Here is a 19,636-nt window from a genome sequence, read left to right on the forward strand (position 1 = left end):
CGACAAATGCTTCCAAGCGCGCTTCAAAAAGACGATCCCCACCGGCACGTTCGACATCAAGCAGCTCCGCGCCGCCACCGACCGGGCGCTCAACGCCGTGCTGCGCCGCATCGATTCGCTCGACGACCTCGAACCCAGCGCGAAAATTACGGCCCTCATCAACGAATACAATGCCGTGGTCGACAATCGTCACACGTTGTTGGCCAATCGTGCGGCCACCAACAAAGCCCGCGCCGAGCGCCAGCTCGAGGAGCTTCGCAAAGAACTCGACCCGCTGATCCGCAAGTTTGAGCAGGAAAACGGCATCGCCCCCAACGTCCTCGTCTTCACCGGCAAGACCAAAGGCACCGGCAAGAGCAAGGCCTATGAATTGGCTTACAGCACTGATCCGAAGCGGACGATGTGGGTTGTGCGCGAAAAGGATGAGCTGAAAGAAGTGAAAAGGTGAAGAAGTAAATAGGATAGCGCCTTGCACTTATCTTTTTATGATCGGTTAACAAACATCTGTTTGCTAACCGATCATTTTTTCGTACCTTTGCGCGCAAAATTCTATAAAGTAAAGAAAATGGCTAAGAGATTTGCCGAATACAACGGTCTGGATCTGACCAAGATCAATAACGATATCCTGAAAGAGTGGGAGAACAACGACGTCTTCCGCCGATCAATCGCCGAACGGGAAGGCTGCCCGCAATTCGTCTTCTTCGAGGGTCCGCCGTCGGCCAATGGTCATCCCGGAATCCACCACGTGCTGGCGCGCTCGATCAAGGACGCTTTCAATCGATACAAGACTATGAAAGGCTTCCAGGTGTATCGCAAAGCCGGATGGGACACCCACGGACTGCCTGTGGAGCTGGGCGTGGAGAAAGAGTTGGGCATCACCAAGAAAGATATCGACAACCGGAAATCGCCCAAATATATCTCGGTGGAAGACTATAACCGCAAGTGCCGCGAAAATGTAATGAAATTCACGGAGGAATGGCGCAAGCTGACAGAAAAGATGGGCTATTTCGTCGACTTGGATCATCCTTACATCACTTACGACAATAAGTACATCGAGACGCTCTGGTGGTTGCTGAAACAACTCCATAGCAAAGGCTTGCTATATAAAGGCTATACGATTCAGCCCTACTCTCCGGCTGCCGGAACCGGGCTCAGTTCACACGAGCTGAATCTGCCGGGCTGTTACCGTGATGTGAAAGACACCACCGTCACGGCTCTATTCAAGGTGCTCAATCCGCGGGATGAATGGACCAAATGGGGCACTCCTTATTTCACGGCCTGGACCACTACGCCATGGACGTTGCCCTCAAATACGGCGCTGTGCGTGGGTCCGAACATCCGATATGCGGCCATCGAAACCTATAACCCCTACAACGGTGAACCGATCACGGCGATCATAGCTGAGAGCCGGCTCGATGCTTACTTCAAGCCCGAAGGTAGGGATCTGCCGTTGGAAAGCTATCAACACGGCGATAAGACGGTACCTTACCGCGTGATCGGAACTTACAGCGGAACCGAACTCGTGGGGCTGACCTATCGCCAATTGATGCCTTGGGTAAAACCCTCAGCCAAGTTGGATGTCAATGCGCCTGAATTTGTCCATCGTTATGCAGCCGCACACCCCGAGAAGACTTTCATGGGCGAAAACGGTAAGGACAAGTTTGTGGAAATGGCAGAATGCGCTTTCCGCGTGATCCCCGGCGACTATGTCACCACCGAAGATGGTACGGGTATTGTGCATATTGCCCCGACTTTCGGTGCAGACGACGCCAAGGTGGCCAAAGACGCCGAAGTGCCATCGCTGTTTCTGATCAACAAAAAAGGCGAAACGCGCCCAATGGTGGATTTGCAGGGAAAATATTATCTGACGGATGAACTGGACAACAACTTCCGCACTGCGTGCGTGGATGCCAAAGCCTACGGTCATCATGCCGGCGACTATGTCAAAAATGCCTACGATCCGCGCTTCAACGTAGACGGATACGACGAAGCGGCTGCCAACAAAGCCGAAGATCTCAACATCATCATCTGCATGGAGATGAAACAGGAGGGCATCGCACTCAAAATCGAGAAACATGTGCACAACTATCCGCACTGCTGGCGGACAGACAAGCCGATCCTGTATTATCCCCTGGATAGCTGGTTTATCAAGAGCACGGCAAGGAAAGAGCGGATGGTGGAACTCAATAAAACCATCAATTGGCAACCCGAATCAACGGGTACAGGACGCTTCGGCAACTGGCTCGAGAACCTCAATGACTGGAATCTCTCCCGTTCGCGCTTCTGGGGTACGCCGCTGCCTATCTGGCGCGACGAAGACGGCAAGGAAATCTGCATCGGCAGCATAGAAGAACTCTATACCGAAATTGAGAAGAGCGTTGCAGCCGGAGTGATGTCATCCAACCCGATGAAAGACAAAGGATTCGTGCCCAATGACTTCGACAAAGAGAATTATGACAAGATCGACCTGCATCGCCCCTATGTAGACGACATCGTACTGGTGAGCGAGAGCGGCAAACCGATGCACCGCGAGACCGACCTCATCGACGTGTGGTTCGACTCCGGTTCGATGCCCTACGCCCAAGTGCATTATCCGTTCGAGCATCGCGATGCGATCGACAAGCGCACGGCATTCCCCGCAGATTTCATCAACGAGGGCGTGGATCAGACACGCGGCTGGTTCTTCACGCTGCATGCCATCGCTGCGATGGTCTTCGACAGCGTGGCATTCAAGAACGTGATTTCGACGGGACTCGTGCTCGATGCCAAAGGCAATAAGATGAGCAAACACGTGGGCAACGTGGTCGATCCTTTCGAGATGATCGACCAATATGGCGCCGATTCCGTGCGATTCTACATGATGACCAACTCCGAGCCGTGGGACAACCTGAAATTTGATGCCGGCGGTGTAGACGAAGTGCGCCGCAAATTCTTCGGCACACTTTACAACACCTACTCATTCTTCGCCCTCTATGCCAACGTAGACGGATTCGACCCGACAGAGCCTCAGATCAAGCTCGAAGATCGGCCCGAAATCGACCGCTGGATTCTCTCGTCGCTCCACACATTAATAAAAGGTGTAGATCACGAACTCCAAAGCTATGATCCCACCCGGGCCGGCCGACTCATTGACACCTTCGTCAACGACGATCTCAGCAACTGGTATGTGCGGCTCAACCGCAAACGCTTCTGGGGCAAAGAGATGAGTGCCGACAAGCGTTCTGCATACCAGACGCTCTACACCTGCCTGATGACCGTGGCCAAACTGCTGGCGCCATTCACACCGTTCTATGCCGATCAGCTGTGGAAAGACCTCGGCGGCGAACAGGCCGACAGGACCTGCTCCGTGCATCTGGTTAAATTCCCCGAAGCCGACGAACAGGCTATCGATCGCGAGCTTGAAGCGCGGATGGAGATGGCACAGAAGATCACTTCGATGACCCTGGCACTGCGCCGCAAAGTCAATATCAAAGTGCGCCAACCCCTCCAACAGATCATGATTCCCGCCATAGACACCACCCAGAAACGCCATATCGAAGCCGTAAAAGATCTTATCATCAGCGAAGTCAACGTCAAAGAACTGAACTTCGTCGAGGGTAATGGCGTGCTAATCAAGAAAGTGAAATGCAACTTCCGCACCATGGGTAAGAAGTACGGCAAGCTGATGAAAGACATCGCTGCCCAATTGAGTGCGCTCGACCAAGATCGCATCGCTGCTTTCGAGCGCAATGGGAAAATGGATCTCAACATTGCCGGCCAATCCGTAAGCGTAGATATCACCGATGTCGAGATTATCAGCGAGGATATTCCGGGATGGTTAGTGGCCAATGAGGCAATCTCACCGTAGCATTAGAGGTGGAACTCACCGATGAACTTCGCCATGAGGGAATGGCCCGCGAACTGATCAACCGCATTCAGAACATCCGTAAGGAAAGCGGGTTGGAAATCACCGACCGCATCCGTGTCACCCTTTCGCCCCATCCGCAGATCGAGGCAGCCGTGACCCGCTACGATGAATATATTCGCACACAAGTGTTGGCCGACCGAATCGACCTCGCCGATAATGGGGGCGTGGAAGCCGACTTCGATGGGTTCAAACTCCATATCGAGATTGCGAAGATCTGATGCGAAATAGAACATCCGCCACTTGGGAAAATCTGTTTTGAGCAAAAAGAAGGCTTCCCAAACATGGGAAAATCCATTTTGAACGAAAATAAGGTTTCCCAAACATGGGAAAGTCTATTTTGAACGAAAATAAGGTTTCCCAAATATGGGAAGAGCATTTTTGAACGAAAACAGAGTTTCCCAAACATGGGAAGAGCATTTTTGAACGAAAACAGAGTTTCCCAAACATGGGAAAGCTGATTTTGAACGAAAACAAGGCAAAACCTCCGAGTTACGCCGACTATTGAATAAAGAGAGTAGAAAACCATTAAACAACAAGACAACTATGGCAGAGAAAACAAGGTATAGTGATGAGGAGTTGGAAGAATTCAACGACATCATTAACGAAAAACTGAAACTGGCGCGCCGCGACTATGAGTCGATGATGCGCACACTCATGAACCAAGACAGCAACGATGTGGACGACACATCGCCCACCTATAAGGTCTTAGAGGAAGGCAGTGCCACACAGACCAAAGAAGAACTGGTGCAACTGGCCAACCGGCAGCAGAAGTTTATCCAAGGATTAGAGGCTGCTCTCATCCGAATCAAGAACAAGACCTATGGTATTGATCGGATGACAGGCGAACTGATTCCGAAAGAACGCCTACGCGCCGTGCCACACGCCACATTGAGCGTTGCATCGAAAAACGCCCGCAAACGTTAAGCACATCAAGGTCGGATATACATGAAAAGATATCGAGAGTTTTTCACCGACGGCCGCTTGTCGGTACTCATCATTGCAGCGATCTTGGTGATCGATCAGCTCATCAAGATCGCTGTCAAAACTAATATGAGCTTGGGCGAATCGATCCGTATCACCGACTGGTTTTACATCGATTTCGTTGAGAACAAGGGAATGGCTTTTGGGATGACCTTCATCAACAAACTATTTCTGAGTGTGCTGCGGCTATGCGCCATCAGCCTAATCAGCTGGTATATCTACAAACAAGTGAAAGCAGGCGCACGTACACGCTATATCGTACTGCTGTCGATGGTGGTGGCCGGTGCAGCCGGCAACATGCTGGACTCGATGTTTTACGGACTGACTTTCAGCGCATCATCACCTTTCACCGTGTCCGAATGGGTGCCTTTCGGCACAGGTTATGCAGGATTCCTGACCGGCAAGGTCGTGGATATGTTCTACTTCCCATTGATCGTCACTACGTGGCCCGAATGGGTTCCCTATTGGGGCGGCCAGGAATTTGTCTTTTTCAGTCCCGTGTTCAACTTCGCCGACTCCTGCGTGAGTGTAGGTTTTGTAGCGTTGCTCCTCTTTTGCAGACAAGAGTTGGGACAAATTTCGTTTAAGAAATCATGAAGCATCTGTTCTCCCATATCGCTCTGATCATTCTGTTGGGGAGTATATTGTCTCTGACTGTCGGTTGCAAACCCGGTGTCCCGAGTGAATATATCCAGCCGGGAGACATGGAAGACATCCTCTATGACTATCACGTCGCCGACGGAATGGCGACACAGAAATCGGGTAATCACGACTTTTACTTGCGTGCTTATCGATTGGCTGTTCTCAAAAAGCATGGTATTACGGAAGCGGAATTAGACTCTTCACTGGTATATTACACACGCCACACCGAATTGTTGCACCAAATCTACGAACACCTGGCCAAACGCTTGAGCGACGAAGCCGTAGCCCTCGGTGCGTCGGCAAGCGGTATAGACAGATACAACACGCTTTCGACAACTGGCGATACGGCCAGCATCTGGAAAGGAGAGAGTTCGGCAGTCTTCGTTCCTAAACCGCCATTCAATCAACTATCGTTTTCCGTCAAGGCCGACACGACATTTCATAAAGGCGATGTTATTTTGCTGCATTTCCGGGCACAGTTTATCTATCAAGACGGAATACGTGATGGCGTTGCTGTTTTAGCCGTTCGGTTCGGCAACGATAGCATAACCTCGCAGATGATGCGCGTCACCAGTTCGGATTCATACACTTTGCAGGTGCGAGACGACAACCATCTCGGCATCAAAGAGGTCAGCGGGTTTATCATGCTAAACAAGAGTTTGTCGCCCGACCAGCCGTCGACCACTTTACAGATGATGGCTGTCAACCGCCTGCGATTGATTCGGATTCACGAGCAAAAGAACAAAAAAGCGGATAAGGCGGCTGCCGATTCGACCAAAACCGACTCCGTACCGAAACATCAGGAGCTGCCGGCAGAACCGGCATCTTCCACAGAAGTACCTCCCGCAGAACCTTCGTCACTTCCTAACGAAATCCCCACCCGATGAGCCAAACATTTCGACGTATCGGAGCTAACAGGATCGTTGACGACAAACGCGTGCTTAAACAAGCCGTCGTAGAGATTACCCACGGACGCGTGACGAACTATTACACATTCAAAGACGAGTTGCCCGCAACGGAATGGTTAGGAGGAACCATCCGACTCCGTCAAGACACCGACGGCATTTTACGAGCTTACAGCAATGACACAGTATTAGAATAAACTCAGCATACAATCAATGAGTTGGTTGCTCAGCATACTCCTCGCGACAAATGTCGCTTTCAGTTCACCAGTCAACTATGAAATAGCTTTGGCTGGCAACTTCGGCGAACCTCGTCCGAATCATTTCCACGGCGGAGTAGACATCAAGACGGGCGGCGTCGAGGGCAAACCCATCTTCTCCATAGGCGATGGTTACATATCGCACGTGTCGGTAGGCATCGGTGGTTTCGGCAATGCGGTCTATGTACATCATCCGGAAGGCTACACAAGCGTGTATTGTCACTTGAAAAAATTCGTCCCGCAGATTGCCGCAATGGTGCGAAAATGGCAGTATGCACATCATTCTTATGTCGGCGATATGCACTTTGCTCCCACCGATCTACGTTGCCAAAGGCCAACTCATCGCCGTCAGTGGTAATTCCGGTTCATCCCAGGCCCCGCATTTGCATCTCGAAATCCACAACACACGCACATGGGAGATGCTTGATCCGCTCGACTTCATCGGTGTTGCGGTCAAAGACAAACTGCCTCCGATGGCTCATGGCTTCATGGTTTATCCCCAACCGGGAGAAGGAATGTTCTGCGGCGGAAGTTCCAAACAGTCGTTTCCGTTCACAAGTCATGACCTAACGCGCAAATTCACGGCCTGGGGCAAGGTGGGATTCGGCATCTGGGCCAATGATTATATGGAGATAACGTATAATCGTTACGGCGTTCGGAAGACCGAACTCTTCGTTGACGACCACCTCGTTTTCAGTAGCGACATCAGTCGTGTGCCTATGGAAGACAACAGAATGGTCAATGCTTGGGGCGACTATGAGCATTTCCTGCGTTACAACGTATGGTATATGCGCTCCTTCATTTCCCCTGGCGTCACACTTCCTTGCATGTCGGCCGACAGCAACCGCGGCTTGATCGACTTCAATCAAGAGCGCGATTACCACATCACTTATTCGTTGACCGACTTCAAAGGAAACAACAGCCGCTACACATTCACCGTCACCGGTAAGCGAACGGCAATCGCTCCGTCACCAGAACGCCATCCGCTACGCACGCTGTATTGGAATCAGACGAATTACGTTCAGCTTCCCGGCATGCAAATCGTGATTCCGTCGGGCTGTTTGGCCGATCATTGTGAAGTGCATCCGAAGATCGGATTCCGCCCCGGCGCACTCTCCGACGATTATCAACTGATGCGAGATCATTTCCGCTGTTCCATTATGCCAAGATCAGTCTGCGTCTGAAACACGCCGTGAAAGATCCTTCCAAACTTTACATCGTCAGCCGTTGGGGAACGGATCGATACATGGGCGGAACCTATCAGGATGGATGGATTACAGGGCATGCGCAAGAGCTTGGTGCAACTTACCGTCTTTCATACGACGAAACACCGCCAATCATCACGCCGATAACGGTTAATCGCTGGGCAACTAACCATATCTTGCAAATCGGTTTGCAAGACAAAGAGAGCGGCGTGGCTTCTTATGAAGGATACATCGACGGCAAATTTGTTCTTTTCGAGGAAGTTCCCAAAAGCCCGTGGGTGCGTTGTGATCTTGCGCAGACACCCATCAAGAAAACGGGGCAGATGCATCGCCTGACGTTTATTGCCACAGACAATCGGGCAAACAAACGCGTTTTCACCACACAAATCAAGTATTAACCTAACCAATTAGATATGAATAAACGTTCAGTACACAAGTCAAGAGTTCTGTTTTTGCTCGTTGCGGCCCTGTTTTTGTCCGTTAAGGCGAGCGCTTGTACCAATTTCATCGTGGGCAAAAAGGCCTCGACAGACGGTTCGGTCATCTGCACCTATAATGCCGATGACTACGGCATGTTTATCGGCCTTTGTCATTTCCCCGCTGCCAAACATGCGAAAGGAGAAATGCGCAAAATCATCGACTGGGATACCAAGGTGTATCATGGTGAGATTCCCGAAGCTCCCGAAACCTATAATGTCATCGGAAACATCAACGAATATCAGGTGACCATCGGCGAAACCACTTACGGCGGACGTGATGAAATGGTCGACACAACCGGCATCTTAGATTACGGCTCGCTCATTTATGTGGCCCTGCAACGCTCCAAAACAGCCCGCGAAGCCATCCGTGTGATGACCACTCTCACCCAGAAATACGGCTATTGCAGCGGTGGCGAAACCTTTACCATCTGCGATCCCAACGAGGCTTGGATCATGGAAATGATGGGGAAAGGACCTGGTTCGAAAGGAACAGTGTGGGTGGCCATGCGCATTCCCGACAACGCCATCTGCGGTCATGCCAACCAAAGTCGTATCGGCAAGTTCAACATGAAGGACAAAAACAACGTGCTTTATGCCAAAGACGTGATCTCTTTTGCGCGTAAGATGGGTTGGTTCACAGGCAAAGACGCCGACTTCTCATGGAAAAACACGTATGCAAAACCCACATTCGGCGGTCGCCGCTTCTGCGATGCACGCGTGTGGAGCTTCTTCCGCCATTTCGATGACGGCTTCGACCGTTATCTCCCGTGGGCTTTGGGCAAAGATCCCAATGCCGAAGACATGCCGTTATGGATCATTCCCAACCGGAAAGTAAGTGTGCAGGACATCGAAATGTGTATGCGCGACCACTACGAGGGCACGGCTTTGGCCATCGACAGTGCCGACATCGGTAGCGGAATCTGGCAAATGCCCTATCGCCCCACCCCACTGTCATTCACCTACAACGGCAAGAAATATTTCAACGAGCGCCCCACCAGCACGCAGCAAACCGGTTTCTCCTATGTCGCACAGATGCGCGCATGGCTTCCGAGACAGATCGGAGGCGTGCTTTGGTTCGGAAATGACGACGGAAACATGGTTGCTTACACGCCGATTTATTGCGGCAACACCACGCAACCCGAGTGTTACAACACGCCGGGAGCCGATGCGCTGACATTCTCCGACAAAAATGCTTACTGGGTTTGCAACTGGGTGAGCAACATGGTTTATCCCCGTTATGCACAGATGTTCCCCTCGTTGCGCGAAGTTCGCGACAGTCTTGAACAGTCCTATTTCGCCAACCAGTCGGCCGTGGAAGAAAAAGCGCGCAGCCTTTATGCCACCGATCCAGCTGCCGCCATCAACTATCTCAACGATTACAGCAACGAGCAAGCGCAGCAAATGTTGGTTCGCTGGAAACAACTCGCCATTTATCTCATCGTGAAATACAACGATATGATCATCAAACCCAGCCACAACGGCGTCTTCGAACGCACGTCCACAGGTCTCGGAACCAAGGTGACGCGTCCGGGTTATCCCCAAGCCTTTGCCAAAAAACTCATTGAATCCACCGGCGATAAGTTCGCTTATCCTGCCGAATAAACTCGTCTGAGACAATCCATGATGCGCAATGAATTTCCATTGCGCATCATTTTTTTCAATAGAATCTTTGTTCATTTAAGAAACTTTACTTACCTTTGCCCCCAGTTTTTCACCTTCGCCTCCTAAGTTAGGGGGATGGGGGTCTGAACAATTAAGTAGAGATGATTAAACAAGCAAATATAAACAGCCGTAGCGCGATGCAAAAGAACACCAATTCTCTTGCATCTTTTAACGCTTTATATTTGCATATCTCGGAAAAAGTCTTAACACACACACACACACACACACTCTTACCTGGCGTAGACACCTTCACGGCTTTATCTTACGCGCGCGCGTAAGGCATGCGCTAACCCCCAATAAACAAAGGGCTTCTCGGAGTTCCCTTTGTTTCCTTTTTATGCCCTTTTGCCAACCGAGCAAGAGGAAAATAAGCACGATTTATTCACTCAAAACATAGCGATTATGAACAGAAATCAATTAGAGAGTAGGGCTTATGCGAAGCCCGCAGTTGAGGCCATCCGCTTGGAGGCTCACAATGAACTGATGGACACCTCGTTCCCCAACAGTGGCGGACACAACAAGGCCGGCGACGACGGCGACGATCTGAGCGCCAAGCAAGGTTGGTTTGACGAGGAAGAAGAGGCTCCACAACAATGGGGTATTTAACAAACAAGAGAGTATAAAAATTAAAAAAGAACAAACAAGATGAAGACAAACATTTTATCATTGCTCGCCATCGCCGGCCTACTCACTTTTGCCAGCTGCGCTAACGACGATACAGCAAATAAGGACAACAACGACCAAGAGCCGGGCACCGAAGGCTTGACCAGTTTCGTTGAAGAAGACCAGACAACCCGTACTACGGGCGAATATGACGGCTCTGGCCTCAACTTCTATTGGACCGAAGACGACCGCCTATGGGTTAACACCGGCACCGCTCTGGCTCCCGTGTTAACACAAGACAGTAAGAACAATATCAACTCGACACTCGTCAACAATCCTGCAAATCCCTCTGCGGTGAAGCGGGTAGACAAGGCCAAATTCTATTTTGCCGGAACCTTCACGGCATCGAGCTATCCTGTGCGCTACACTGGTAAGAATGGAGCAAAAGATAAAGTGACGATCAAAGCTGCGCAGTCACAGACTGTGCCCAACGACGCCAGCCATATCGGTGAAGACGGCGACTTCGGGGTAGCCACAGCTACCAAGCCCGCGGGCGGAGATAAATATCATTTCACGCTCGACCACAAGGCCGCCTACATCACTTTTATGCCTTACACGACACAGGGCGTAGTAGCCGGTGCTAAGATCCAGAAGATTCGCGTCTTCACGGGCAATACATCCGACGCCCTCGCCGGCACGTTCGACTTGGCCGACAATGGTACATTAAGCAACCCGGCAGCTACTTCAAACAGCGTGACGCTTACCGTCCCCAACTTCTCTATCCCTAATACAGAAACTTACGCCACCAACGCCGCCACGATGGTTGTCAATCCCGGCACTTACAACAACGTCAGTATCGAATACACGCTTCACGACCCTGTAACATACGTCACTGGCACCATCACTAAGACTTACCCCAGCGTTACTTTCACTGCCGGCCGAAATAAAAAGGTACATACAGACTTGCAAGTAACGGAATACCCGAGCGATGATTATTACATGTGGGACGCTGCCCTTAACCAGCATTATTGGGCAGGGCACACAAGCGAGCAACCTAAAACCAATCATAAATCGGGCGATCCAACACCAACAGGCTATCCTCAAAACAACAGCGACAGTAGGTGGTATAACGAGGTGCAGGGTTACAGCGATGTCACCGGTGCTTCTCCTGCCGTCAAGGCTGAACACTCTTGCAAAGATTGTCCTAACATCAACGAACTCCTCTGGTACGTCCATAAGGATTACGGCGATCCTCATTGGGACGCGACGAGCTTTGGTCTACCATGGGTCATTTATATAAAGGTGGTATGTGGTTCAAAAAGAAAGCCGCTATTGGTAGCAGTTTTAATCCCAATCAGGCACCCGACGGAAGAGACTATACGAAGTCTACAAGCTACGTTGGTTTCTATAAACCGTCCCCAGCATTGCCACCGAGCCGCTCAGCAACCCTTCCGATTACTTCTACCTTCCGCGCTTGGCCGCTACTACAGCGGCTCGCTCAACGCTGTGGGCTGGGACGGTCTCTATTGGTCGAGTACACCCTACCCGTTTGACACGGGCTTCGCGTACGACCTGTTCTTCAGCTCGGGCTTCGTGAACATTGGCAACGGCTACATCCACAGCCGCGACTACGGGTTGAGGCGATGGGTGGCCGAGTAGCTCCCGTATTGCTTTATTGTTCGCTCCCGCCCACATGAGCCGCGCGATGGATTAAGCAATCTGTCGGGACTCCCCGACGAGCTTAAAATCAGAAAAACAGCTCGTCGGGACTCCCCGATGAGCCGTCCGGAGAGAAAATGGGCTGTCGGGGAGGCCCGAAACCCGAAAAATTGAAAATATGACGCGTCGGGGCACCCCGACGAGCAAAAAATCGAAAAAACAGCGTTTCGGGGATCCCCGACGAGCAAAAAATTAGAAAATTGCCCCGTCGGGGCACCCCGACGCTCATTTTTATAACCTAATAACAAAAAATCGAATGATGAAGACTTTGCAAAAAGATCGGCTCCAAAACATGGAGCACTTCCAGTTCGCCGGCCACGTGCTGGCCATGTGTAAATCGGCTAACATCGAGAAGCTCAATCCGCTGCTCGCACCCCTCGAAGCGGCCATCGCCAAGGAGGACGAGGCGCTCAATCTGCCGCAGAAAATGGAGGGTACGCGCGAGTTGAGCGAACTCGACAGCGCCCGCGACAAGGCCTATCGCGTGCTCACGCTGCTGCTCGACGCCTGCCTGCTCGACACCAACAAAAACATTGCGGGTCCGGCACAAATGCTGCGCGACATCCTCGATCGCTACCCCGACACGGCCGCGCAAAACTATGCCAAGGAAACGGCCATGATCCAAAACCTGCTCACCGATCTGAACACGCCCGAAGCCAAATTAAGCGTCGGCCGCACGAATCTGCAAGGCGCCGTGGCTCGCCTCACAGCCGCCAACGCCGCCTTTGACAAATGCTTCCAAGCGCGCTTCAAAAAGACGATCCCCACCGGCACGTTCGACATCAAAGCCCTGCGCGCCGCCACCGACCAGGCGCTCAACGCCGTGCTCCGCCGCATCGATTCGCTCGACGACCTCGAACCCAGCGCGAAAATTACGGCCCTCATCAGCGAATACAATGCCGTGATCGACAATCGTCACACGCTACTGGCCAACCGCGCGGCCACCAACAAAGCCCGTGCCGAGCGCCAGCTCGAGGCGCTCCGCAAGGAACTCGCCCCGTTGATCCGCAAGTTTGAGGAAGCCAACGGCATCGCCCCCAACGTTTTACAGTTCACCGGCAAGACCAAAGGGACCGGTAAGAGCAAGGCCTATGAATTGGCTTACAGCACTGACCCGAAACGCACGATGTGGGTTGTGCGCGAGAAGGATGAACTGAAAGAAGTGAAAGAATGAAAAGGGGAAAAGAGTGAATTAGATCGGGAAGGGTGAAAGGATGTTGAGACATGCTTTTCACCCTTTTACTTTGTCGGGGGACGGATAGGTGCGGGGAAGGTATTAAAAAAGGTGAGTTTATTTTGTGTTAAGCGTGATTTGCACTATCTTTGCACGGAATTATTTAGGGAAAAGATATGAATTTGAAGATTCGTTTGGCTTTGATGAACTTCCTGGAATTTGCTGTTTGGGGAGCTTATCTCACTTCAATGGGAACCTATCTTGTGCAGATCGGCATGGGGTCTGAGATCGGTTGGTTTTATGCTATTCAAGGAGTTGTGTCTATTTTTATGCCGGCGCTGATGGGGATTATTGCCGATCGCTGGATTCCTGCACAAAGGCTGTTGGGGATATGCCATCTTTTGGCTGGCGTTTTGATGTTTTTGACGGCCTATTTTAGCGTTAGAGCGACTGGGGTTAACGGTGTTTTAGCGAGTGATGGTTTTGAAGGCTCGATGATTTTTCCGATTTATTCGTTGAGTGTAGCATTTTATATGCCGACGCTGGCGCTGACTAATTCGGTGGCTTATACGGGTCTGACGCAGGCGGGAATGGACACGGTGAAAGATTTTCCGCCGATCAGGGTGTTTGGAACGATTGGTTTTATTTGTACGATGTGGCTGGTGGACTTAATGGGTTTTCAGTCTACGCATAATCAGTTTGTCACGTCGGGTGTGATGAGTCTCATCCTTTTCTTATATAGCTTTACGCTTCCGTCTTGTCCGGTGAATCGCAGCGGCGAGAAGAAGAGTCTTGTCGATGCTTTTGGGTTGCGGGCTTTTGCGCTGTTTAAGCAGAAGAAGATGGCGATATTCTTTATTTTCTCGATGTTGCTTGGTGTGAGTTTGCAGATCACCAATGGGTTTGCCAATCCTTTTATCACCAGTTTCAAGAGTATTCCCGAGTATGCGGGGACATTTGGTGTGAACCATGCGAATATTTTGATTTCGCTTTCGCAGATCAGTGAGACGTGTTGTATTCTTTTGATTCCGTTTTTTATGAAACGTTACGGCATTAAAAACGTGATGCTGATTGCGATGTTTGCATGGGTGCTTCGGTTTGGCTTGTTCGGCACGGGCAACCCGGGCAGTGGCGTTTGGATGTTTGTGCTCTCGATGCTGGTGTATGGTGTGGCATTTGATTTCTTTAATATTTCGGGTTCGCTTTTCGTAGACAATGCGACGGACGAGCATTTGCGATCGAGCGCTCAGGGATTGTTTATGCTGATGACGAATGGAATCGGTGCAACGGTGGGCACTTTGGGTGCGCAGGCTATTGTCAATGCGCACACGGTGAACGGGCAAACCGACTGGCAATCTTGCTGGTTTATCTTTGCGGGTTATGCGTTGGTTGTGGGTGTTTCGTTTGCTTTGATATTCCGTCCGCGTAAAGGAAAAGTGGCCGTATCATGAGTAGAGTTAGACTTTTATTCAAGAATGCTTCCGAGATTGTGGGTACGACGGATATCGGATTGCTGATTTTGGTGGATGAATTGCGGCAAAATCAGTTGACGATTCCTTGTGACAAGTCTCTTCTTGATCAGTTTGAACTGCGGATCAATCGTGCTCCCATTGTCAGCAAATTGCTGCCGGAAGCCCTTTGGAATGTCATTAGTTCGCAGACGGATTTGCGTTTTGAAATCGTTATCGATCATATTATAGACGGGCAATATCACGCCATTCTCTATAATTCGGAGACTTTGCAGCCTGTTGCCATGCGTGCCAGCGACGCCGTTTTGTTGGCTTATCTGGCTAAGATTCCTCTTTATGCAGAAGACAAATTGATGCGAAGTCAGAGCATGCCGTATAATAGCAACACGCCGGATGTGTCTTTGCCGGTCAACACGGTTGACGATGCGATGCTGCAAGAGGCGCTCGACAAGGCGATCAAAGATGAAGACTATGAGTTGGCTTCGAGCCTGCGCGATGAGATTTTGAGGCGTAGAAAGCAAGGAACATAAGATTAATGAAAGAGAGTCGATACTTTTACGTGCCCGATGCAGCCCATCAAACGGAGTTGCCGATGGAAGAAGCGTTGCATGCTTTGCGTGTGTTGCGTCTGCAAAGCGGCGATGAGTTGTTTCTGATGGATGGTGAGGGAACTTTTTATCGTGCAGAAGTGACCATTGCTGCAACCAAACATTGCATGTATGAAATCAAAGAAACGCTGCCGCAAGAGAAGTCATGGCGCGGCCGTATTCATTTGGCTATTGCGCCGACCAAGATGATCGACCGCATCGAATGGATGGCAGAAAAAGCAACGGAGATTGGTTTTGACGAACTCTCGTTTCTGAATTGCAAGTTTTCGGAGCGTAAAGCTATACGTGTTGTGCGTTTGAATAAAATTATCGTTGCAGCAGTCAAACAGAGTCGAAAGCCTTGGAAACCGAGGCTTACGCCGATGATTTCGTTCAAAGAGTTCATCGCTCAGCCACGTGTTGGGCATAAATTCATCGCCCATTGTTATCCCGAATTGCTTAGAAAAGATTTGTTTACCGAATTGCAGGAGCTTACCGATGATGCACCCGTTACCATCTTGATTGGTCCGGAGGGAGATTTCTCTTTGGAAGAAGTAAAGATGGCCGAAGAGAAAGGTTATCAATCTGTCACTCTCGGGAAGAGTAGACTGCGCACAGAAACGGCAGGGCTGATGGCTGTTAGCATGGCTCAGTTGGTGCTCCGTAAATAAAAGGATTTTGTTATGAGAATAAAGCGTATCATATTATTTGTTCCCTTGTTGTTGCTGGGAGTGTTGTTGTGCTTGACTTCGTGTTCTGATTCAGACTATATCAATGCCATTCCCGAAGGAAGCACAGCATTGATTTCGGTGGATCCGCTGAAAGCCGGCGTGAAAGCCAACCCCACATTGCTAAAAAGTTTATTGCGAATCAATGATCCGACCGACTGTGGTATAGATTTGACGAGCAAACTCTTTCTTTTTGAATCACCCGAAGGCAACTTAGGATTGTGTGCTAAGGTGAGCCGTGATAACAAACTTGCAGATCTGTTTGAGAGGCTTGCCAAGCAGAAGATATGCCAACCCGTGAAAGAACGTCGTGGTTTTCGCTTTACGGTATTGAAAGAATCGTGGGTCGTTGGATTTTCGGATAAGGCCCTGCTTGTGATGGGACCGGTAACGGCTTCGGCTCAGTCGGAATTGCAAAACACGATGGCCAAATATTTGAAGCAAACCGAAAGCGGTGGCATAAAGGGTACGCCCATGTTTGATAAACTGGATTCTATCGCAAGTCCGATGGCTATGGTGATTCAGGCACAAGCTTTGCCCGAGAAGATCGTGGCTCCGTTTACGATCGGAGCACCCAAAGATGCCGATGCTTCGGAGGTCTTGATAGCTGCTGCCATCAATATAGATAAAGGTTGTCTGGACATAGAAGGCGAAACATTTTCATTCAATCGGGATGTAGACAAGGCTTTGAAGAATGCCCTTAAAGACTATCGTCCGATCCGGGGACGCTATGTGAAGTCGATGTCGGTGAATGCTTTGATGGGTTTGTTTATCAATGTCGACGGGAAGAAATTTATTGATTTGTTGCACAATAATAAAGGTTTGCAGGCGTTGCTCACCGGAATCAATGCAGCGATCGATATGGATAATATCATCCGAAGCATTGATGGCGACATGTCGATTGTCATACCTCAATATACGAGCAACGATCTGAACTTATCGTTGGCAGCCGAACTCTCTAACGCTTCGTGGCTCTCCGACGTATCTTATTGGATGCGATCGTGTCCGAACGGCAGTCGAATCGTTTCGTGGGGAAAGGATGCTTATTGCTACACCAGCGGTAAAACAGCATTTTATTTCGCCGTGTCGCCAGATAAACAATTCATGAGCGGCAATAGCAAAGAGCAGGCTTTGGCTTCCATTCAACCTGCTCAACAAAGTATTCCGGCGTTGTTGCAACAGAAGATTATCGGTAGCAAACTGGCGATGGTCATTCAATTGGCCGCTGTCGAGAATGAACAGACGGCCGTTTTTACCGAAATGCTGAAACCTCTTTTCGGTCAAGTAAGCTCGATTGTATATCGGATTAAATAATCCACACATAGTTTTATAGATGGAAACGATCATTTTTCGTTCGGTTCTTCCACATGTCTTCGCTCAGAGGAGCGACTTAAATTCAGAAGTTTGGAAAGCCGATGTGAGTTTCAAACGCGGTCATCTCTATTTGATAGAGGCAAACAGCGGAAAAGGAAAAAGCACTTTTTGCAGTTATATTGTCGGTTACCGACACGATTACAGCGGTCAAATTTGCTTCGATGAGCACGATGTTTCGACTTTCAGCGTTCGCAATTGGGTAGACATGCGCAAGTCGCATATCAGCACATTGTTTCAAGAATTGCGTCTATTTCCTGAACTAACGGCGATGGAAAACGTTGAAATCAAGAATCGACTCACAGGTTTCAAATCGCGCCAAGAGATTGTTGCGTGGTTTGAACAATTAGGTATTGCCGACAAACTCGATGTGAAAGCAGGGCTGATGTCATTCGGACAGCAGCAGCGTGTGGCGATGATGCGCGCATTGGTACAGCCGTTTGACTTTCTGTTGGCTGATGAACCCATCAGCCATTTAGACGACACCAATGCCCGAATCATGGCAGAAATAATGATGACCGAAGCCCAACGACAAGGCGCCGGCGTAATAATAACCAGCATCGGCAAGCATATGGACTTGCCTTATGAAACAACTTATCGTCTATGAGTCTCGTTTGGAAATTGTTGCGGCAACATATCAGCGTGCCGCAGTTTGCCGGCTTCTTCTTCGCTAACCTCTTCGGAGTGCTCATTGTGTTGTCGGGCTTCCAGTTCTATCGCGATGTGCTACCCGTGTTTACGGCCGAAGACAGTTTCATGAAGTCAGACTACATCATCGTCAACAAGAAAATCGGAACGGCAGGAACACTCTCCGGTCGCGATAACACATTCAATCGAGCAGAGATAGACGAACTTGCCGCGCGCAAGTTTGTGAATCGAGTGGGACAGTTTACATCCACTGCCTACAAAGTCGATGCTTCGATGGGGGTGAGTGGCACGCGGGTGGTCAACTCCGAACTGTTTTTCGAAAGCATTCCCGATGCTTTTGTGGATGTTCCGTTGAAAGATTGGCATTACACACCCGGTGAACACGTCGTGCCGATCATTCTTCCGAGGAGCTATATCACCATGTATAACTTCGGCTTTGCGCAAAGTCACGCGTTGCCGAAGATCAGCGACGGACTCGTCGGGATGATCGATCTCGATATATTTATCAGCGGAAACGGTCATCAAGATCAGTTTAAAGGCAAAGTCATCGGCTTTTCGGGCAGGCTAAACTCCATTCTCGTGCCTCAATCTTTTATGGATTGGAGCAACCGACGGTATGCTCCTGACACAGAACCGGCGCCTCATCGACTGATCATAGAGGTCGGAAATCCTGCCGACGAGAATATTGCGAAATATATGGACAGCAAAGGTTATGACGTCGAAGACGGTAATCTGAATGCCGAGAAGACCACCTATTTCCTCCGGATGATGGTGTCGATGGTGGTGATTGTGGGTCTGATCATTTCGGCTCTCAGCTTTTATATTCTGATGCTGAGCATTTATCTCTTGGTGCAGAAGAATGCCTCGAAGCTCGAAAATCTGTTGTTGCTCGGTTATTCGCCCAGCCGAGTGGCTCTGCCCTATCAACTTCTGACCGTCACACTCAATGCGTCGGTACTCGTTATCGTATGGATTGCGTTGTATTTCATCAGAAGTTATTACATGGGTATCATCGAAACGCTTTTCCCCGACATCGAAGACGGATCGATTGTGCCTGCTGTTGGCTTCGGACTGTTGCTTTTCGCAGGTGTGAGTTTGCTCAATCTTTGGGTTGTCCGCCGCAAAATTATGCGGATTTGGCATCGTAAAGATTAAAAGATCACACTCATTTGAGGGTCGACCAATCGGCGGTCGGTTTCCACATAGCGACGAATAGGCCTGCAACTAACGGTTAATCGCATGACGCTTAACGGTTAGTTGCAGTGCGTTTCAGCGCTGATTGCGACACGTCTAAGCGTT

General features: G+C 50.0%; 16 protein-coding genes and 2 pseudogenes. All 18 read left to right on the forward strand.

Annotation, left to right across the window (positions count from 1 at the left end):
• Positions 1–448, forward strand: a 448-nt coding sequence (locus tag JCM12259_RS16730) for a DUF6261 family protein (protein WP_025065937.1), incomplete at its 5' end; no start/stop codon positions are given.
• A gap of 117 nt (positions 449–565) precedes the next feature.
• Positions 566–4,125: pseudogene (ileS, locus tag JCM12259_RS14380) on the forward strand (isoleucine--tRNA ligase).
• Between the two features lie 325 nt (positions 4,126–4,450).
• Entirely contained in the window at positions 4,451–4,831 is a 381-nt protein-coding gene (locus tag JCM12259_RS07150; protein WP_025065938.1) for a TraR/DksA family transcriptional regulator, read from the forward strand.
• Between the two features lie 21 nt (positions 4,832–4,852).
• Positions 4,853–5,485, forward strand: coding sequence for a lipoprotein signal peptidase (locus JCM12259_RS14385; protein WP_036888708.1), 633 nt, complete (start codon positions 4,853–4,855; stop codon positions 5,483–5,485).
• Positions 5,482–6,417 carry a DUF4296 domain-containing protein gene (locus tag JCM12259_RS07160; protein ID WP_081784169.1) on the forward strand — a complete coding sequence of 312 codons (936 nt, stop codon included), beginning with the start codon at positions 5,482–5,484 and terminating at the stop codon, positions 6,415–6,417. The genes JCM12259_RS14385 and JCM12259_RS07160 overlap by 4 nt, the downstream gene beginning before the upstream one ends.
• Positions 6,414–6,632, forward strand: coding sequence for a hypothetical protein (locus JCM12259_RS07165; protein WP_025065940.1), 219 nt, complete (start codon positions 6,414–6,416; stop codon positions 6,630–6,632). The genes JCM12259_RS07160 and JCM12259_RS07165 overlap by 4 nt, the downstream gene beginning before the upstream one ends.
• 16 nt (positions 6,633–6,648) lie before the next feature.
• Complete coding sequence (locus JCM12259_RS17625) at positions 6,649–7,050, forward strand: M23 family metallopeptidase (RefSeq protein ID WP_309546414.1); 402 nt, start codon at positions 6,649–6,651, stop codon at positions 7,048–7,050.
• A 676-nt stretch (positions 7,051–7,726) separates the two neighbouring features.
• Positions 7,727–8,295, forward strand: a pseudogene (locus JCM12259_RS17635) (hypothetical protein).
• A 15-nt stretch (positions 8,296–8,310) separates the two neighbouring features.
• Entirely contained in the window at positions 8,311–9,978 is a 1,668-nt protein-coding gene (locus tag JCM12259_RS07175; RefSeq protein WP_036888710.1) for a dipeptidase, read from the forward strand.
• Between the two features lie 462 nt (positions 9,979–10,440).
• A complete protein-coding gene (locus JCM12259_RS07180) occupies positions 10,441–10,644 on the forward strand; it encodes a hypothetical protein (protein ID WP_025065942.1) in 204 nt (67 codons plus the stop codon).
• 39 nt (positions 10,645–10,683) lie between these two features.
• Entirely contained in the window at positions 10,684–12,300 is a 1,617-nt protein-coding gene (locus tag JCM12259_RS14395; RefSeq protein ID WP_051559234.1) for a hypothetical protein, read from the forward strand.
• A gap of 316 nt (positions 12,301–12,616) precedes the next feature.
• A complete protein-coding gene (locus JCM12259_RS07190) occupies positions 12,617–13,534 on the forward strand; it encodes a DUF6261 family protein (RefSeq protein WP_036888712.1) in 918 nt (305 codons plus the stop codon).
• Positions 13,535–13,710: 176 nt separating this feature from the next.
• Positions 13,711–14,985 carry a nucleoside permease gene (locus JCM12259_RS07195; RefSeq protein WP_025065944.1) on the forward strand — a complete coding sequence of 425 codons (1,275 nt, stop codon included), beginning with the start codon at positions 13,711–13,713 and terminating at the stop codon, positions 14,983–14,985.
• Complete coding sequence (locus JCM12259_RS07200; protein ID WP_025065945.1) at positions 14,982–15,533, forward strand: bifunctional nuclease domain-containing protein; 552 nt, start codon at positions 14,982–14,984, stop codon at positions 15,531–15,533. Before JCM12259_RS07195 ends, JCM12259_RS07200 begins: the two co-directional genes overlap by 4 nt.
• A gap of 5 nt (positions 15,534–15,538) precedes the next feature.
• Positions 15,539–16,261, forward strand: a complete 723-nt coding sequence (locus tag JCM12259_RS07205; RefSeq protein ID WP_025065946.1) for a 16S rRNA (uracil(1498)-N(3))-methyltransferase — start codon at positions 15,539–15,541, stop codon at positions 16,259–16,261.
• A gap of 12 nt (positions 16,262–16,273) precedes the next feature.
• Positions 16,274–17,632, forward strand: a complete 1,359-nt coding sequence (locus JCM12259_RS07210; protein WP_036888713.1) for a DUF4836 family protein — start codon at positions 16,274–16,276, stop codon at positions 17,630–17,632.
• 19 nt (positions 17,633–17,651) lie between these two features.
• Positions 17,652–18,296, forward strand: a complete 645-nt coding sequence (locus JCM12259_RS07215) for an ATP-binding cassette domain-containing protein (RefSeq protein WP_025065948.1) — start codon at positions 17,652–17,654, stop codon at positions 18,294–18,296.
• A complete protein-coding gene (locus tag JCM12259_RS07220) occupies positions 18,293–19,492 on the forward strand; it encodes a transporter (protein WP_025065949.1) in 1,200 nt (399 codons plus the stop codon). Before JCM12259_RS07215 ends, JCM12259_RS07220 begins: the two co-directional genes overlap by 4 nt.
• The last annotated feature ends 144 nt before the right edge of the window (positions 19,493–19,636 follow it).

Source organism: Hoylesella enoeca JCM 12259, from assembly GCF_000613405.1.
In the GTDB taxonomy this organism is placed as follows: Bacteria; Bacteroidota; Bacteroidia; order Bacteroidales; family Bacteroidaceae; genus Prevotella; species Prevotella enoeca.